Here is a 4,035-nt window from a genome sequence, read left to right on the forward strand (position 1 = left end):
CTGGTGGCCGGAGTGCGGGTTCCGCTGCCGGTGCTGACGGCGGCGGAGGCGGCGGTGGCGGCTCTGCTGCTCGCCGAAGGGGTGGCGCTGCTGCGGCTGCGGCGTCGGGGAATGTCCTGGCGGCGGGCGCTGGGCGAGCTGGTGCCGGAGCCGGTGCTGCGTCTCGTCGGGCACGAGCTGCGGCTGTGGCACAGCATGGCGCTGTGGGTGCGGCGCAGGCGTCACGGGGTGCGGGAGGGCGACCTCGCGTTCGGTCACGCGCGGGGGGACGCCGCCATGATGTACGGGCTGCTCTTCGTGTGCATGGTCGAGACGGTGGGTCTGTCGGTGCTGCTGGCCGACTGGCCGGTCGCGCACGCGGTGGTGCTGGTGCTCGACGTCCAGACGGTGCTGTTCCTGCTGGGGCTGCGGGCGGCGGCCGTCGTCCGCCCGCACGTGCTGGGGAGCGGGGTGCTGCGGGTGCGGAGCGGGGCGCACGTGGACGTCGCCATACCGCTGGAGCGGATCGCCGCGGTGCGGCGGCAGTCGTTGTACTCGCACGACGAGGCCGAAGGGGAGCTGAATCTGCCGGTGGGGTCGCAGACGTCCCTCACGGTGGAGCTGACGGAGCCGGTGAACGCGCCGCGACTGCTGGGCGCGGCGCGGGCGGTTCGCGTGGTCCGGCTCCACGCCGACGACGCCGACGCGCTGCACGGCGCCCTCGTGAAGGCCCTCCGCCCCCTCCCGGACCCCGCCTGACGCGCCTGACGGGCCAGGTCGACGAGCCCCTCTCGACAAGCCCTGGCCGACGGGCCCTGCCCGGCACCCCGCCCCGGGGGCCCCGCCCGACGGCCCACCCGCGCCCGGGAGGCGGCCGGGCGGCTGGTCAGGCCCCCCGGGTGGGGAGCGGCCGGCCGTACCAGGTCTCGATGAGGCGCGCGGCGATGGAGATGCCGAAGGGGGGCAGCACCTCGCCGGAGGCGAACGCGGCGGTGAGCTCGTCCCGCGAGAACCACCGGGCCTCGCTTATCTCCTCGCCGTCGACCTGCGTGTGGGTGGTGGTCGCGTGCGCCATGAACCCGAGCATCAGGCTCGAGGGGAACGGCCACGGCTGGCTCGCCACGTAGGAGACGTCACCCACGACGACCCCGGCCTCCTCGAAGACCTCGCGCCGCACCGCCGCCTCGATGGACTCGCCCGGCTCCACGAACCCGGCCAGCGTGGAGAACCGGCCCTCGGGCCAGTGCACCTGCCGCCCGAGCAGGATGCGGTCGTCGTCGTCGGTGACCGCCATGATCACCGCGGGGTCGGTGCGCGGGTAGTGCTCCGCCCCGCACTTGGGGCAGCGCCGCACGTGTCCGGCCGCCGCGATCACCGTCTTGCCGCCGCAGCGGGAGCAGAACCGGTGCAGCCGCTGCCAGTTCTCCAGCGCGACCGCGTGCACCATCAGCCCGGCGTCCCGGTCGGACAGCAGCAGCCCCGCCTCCCGCAGCCCCGCCGGGCGCGCCGACTGGTCCATGCGGCCCGGCAGCGCGTCCCGCTGGAGGGCGAAGTAGCGCACCCCGTCGTCGTCGGTGCCGAGGAAGTAGCGGTGCGCCTCGGTGAGCGGCGCCTCGAACGACGGGGTGGTCACCAGCTCGGTGCGTCCGTCGGGCGTCTCGTCGATGAGCACCTGGCCGCCGGAGACCACGAAGCAGCGGGTGGTCGGGTGGCTCCAGGCGGCGGCCAGCCACGCCTCGTCCAGCCGGTGGTGGGCGGCGCGGTCGATGCCGGAGGGCGCGGTCAGCGCGACGGGCCGGCCGGCGAGGCCGCCGTCCGGTGCGGGTTCGGTCGGTTCGCGTTCGGTGGTCGAAGCGGTCACGGCGGGTTCGGGCTCCCCCTGTGAGTCGGCCGGCCGGCCTGCGGCGGCGGCGTTGGCGTCGGTGGTGTCAGCGGGCATCGCGCAGGCCTTCGGCCAGTTCGCCCCAGAGGTACGCGGCGGTCTCGACGCCCTTGACGAGGAGGTCCAGCTCGACCTTCTCGTTGGGCGCGTGCCATCCGTCGGAGGGCACCGAGATGCCGAGGAACAGCACCGGCGCGCCCAGCACCTCCTGGAGGTCGACGGCAGGGCCGGAGCCGCCCTCACGGGTGAAGCGGACCGGCTGCCCGAAGGCGCGCCCCATGGCGCGGGCCAGCGACTGCAGGGCGGGGTGGTCCAGCGGGGTGAGACAGGGCCGGGTGGAGCCGCCGAAGTGGATCTCGTGGCGGATGCCTGCGGGGACGCGCTCGGCGACCCAGGCGCGCACCAGCCGCTCGATCCGCGCGGGGTCCTGACCGGCGACCAGCCGGAAGGTCAGCTTGACCATGGCCGAGGACGGGATGATCGTCTTGCCGCCCGCGCCCTGGTAGCCGCCGCCCATGCCGTTGACCTCGGCGGTGGGGCGGGCCCAGATGCGCTCCAGCGTGCTGTAGCCGGCCTCGCCGGAGGCGGCGTACGACTTGGCGGTGCGCAGCCACCGCTCCTCGTCGAACGGCAGCTCGGCGAAGAGGGCCCGCTCCCGTTCGGTGAGCTCGACGACACCGTCGTAGAAACCGGGGACCGCGACCCGGCCGTCCGCGTCGTGCAGGGCGGCGACCAGGCGGGCGACGGCGGTGGCCGGGTTGGGCACCGCTCCGCCGAAGGAGCCGGAGTGGATGTCCTGGTCCGGCCCGGACAGGCGGACCTCGAACTCGGCGAGGCCCCGCATGCCGGTGCAGACCGTGGGGGTGTCCTCGGACCACATGCCGGTGTCGGAGACGATCACCGCGTCGGCGGCGAGCCGCTCGGCGCGCTCCTCGACCAGGGCCCGGAAGTGCGGCGACCCGGACTCCTCCTCGCCCTCCACCAGCAGCTTCAGGTGGACGGCGGGCGAGGTGCGGCCGGTGGCGGCGAGATGCGCCCGGACGCCCAGGGTGTGGAAGAAGACCTGGCCCTTGTCGTCGGCGGCACCGCGCGCGTACAGGCGGCCGTCCTTGACGACGGGCTCGAACGGGTCGGTGTCCCAGCCGTCCTCACGGGCGGCGGGCTGCACGTCGTGGTGGCCGTAGACCAGGACGACCGGCGCGTCCGGCTCCTCGGCGGGCCACTCGGCGAAGACGGCCGGAGCGCCCGGGGTGTCCCAGACCTCGACCACCGGGAAGCCGGTCGTCTTCAGGGCGCCGGCCAGCCAGTCGGCGCTTCGCCGCACGTCCTCGGCGTGCTCGGGCTGGGCCGAGACCGAGGGGATGCGGAGCCACTGGGCCAGCTCCTCGAGGAACGAGGCGCGGTGCTGCTCGATGTACGTCTGGACGGCGCTGTCCATGGTCTCGCTCATGCTCCGACCCTATCCGCCCGCACGCGGGTGCCGGTGGGCTGACGGGGAGCCCGCCTCCGTGGAACCGGACACCCCCGGCGGGCCGGAGGATCCCTCCTCGTCCGCTTCGTCCGCGAATTCCCCTGACAGGAGCCGCTCCAGCTCGGCACGGCCGGGCAGCGGGTCCGGCCGGACGACCTCTCCGGTGCGCACGTACAGGAAGGAGGCTGTGACGGATTCCACGGGCACTCCCCGCTGTTCCGCCCACGCCAGCCGGTAGACGGCGAGCTGGAGGGGGTCGGCCGTGGGGGCCCGGTGGGTCTTCCAGTCGACGATCTCGTACCGGACCTCCTCGCCCCCGCTCTCCCGGTAGACGGCGTCGATCCGGCCGCGCACCACCCGGCCGGCCAGGGCCAGCTGGAACGGCGCCTCCACGCGGTACGGGGTGCGGCGGGCGTAGTCGGTGCGCTCGAAGGCCTCCTTCAGGGCCTCCAGGTCGCGTTCGTCCTCGATCTCCGCGTCCGTGCCGGGCAGCTCGTCGGGCTCCAGCATGGGCAGCCGCAGCGCCTCGAAACGGGATTCCACCCAGGCGTGGAAACGGGTGCCGCGGCGGGCGGCGGGCGCCGGCGGGCGCGGCATGGGACGGGCCAGCTCACGGGCGAAGGCGTCCGGGTCCTCGTTGAGGCGCATCAGCTCGGACGCGGTGAGGGAGGCGGGCAGGCGGACCTCGGTGACCGCCTGCCGG

General features: G+C 74.8%; 4 protein-coding genes. 1 reads left to right on the top strand and 3 read right to left on the bottom strand.

What is annotated here, in order from left to right; all coding sequences use genetic code 11:
- A partial coding sequence (locus tag HW445_RS21050; RefSeq protein ID WP_257231201.1) for a hypothetical protein occupies positions 1 to 738 on the top strand: 738 nt, incomplete at its 5' end.
- Between the two features lie 127 nt (positions 739 to 865).
- On the opposite strand, the gene nudC is transcribed toward HW445_RS21050, so the two are convergent.
- From nudC to HW445_RS21065, 3 genes are all read right to left on the bottom strand, one after another.
- Positions 866 to 1,918 (bottom strand): NAD(+) diphosphatase, encoded by a 1,053-nt coding sequence (nudC, locus tag HW445_RS21055; protein ID WP_180222539.1) that lies wholly within the window; start codon positions 1,916 to 1,918, stop codon positions 866 to 868.
- Positions 1,908 to 3,311: a dipeptidase gene (locus HW445_RS21060; RefSeq protein WP_180222540.1), complete on the bottom strand. Its 1,404-nt coding sequence runs from the start codon at positions 3,309 to 3,311 to the stop codon at positions 1,908 to 1,910. Before HW445_RS21060 ends, nudC begins: the two co-directional genes overlap by 11 nt.
- Before the next feature lie 9 nt (positions 3,312 to 3,320).
- On the bottom strand, positions 3,321 to 4,035 hold a 715-nt coding region (locus HW445_RS21065; protein ID WP_180222541.1), incomplete at its 5' end, for a PD-(D/E)XK nuclease family protein.

It is taken from the genome of Streptomyces sp. UH6 (assembly GCF_013421635.1).
GTDB classification, from domain to species: Bacteria; Actinomycetota; Actinomycetes; order Streptomycetales; family Streptomycetaceae; genus Streptomyces; species Streptomyces abyssomicinicus.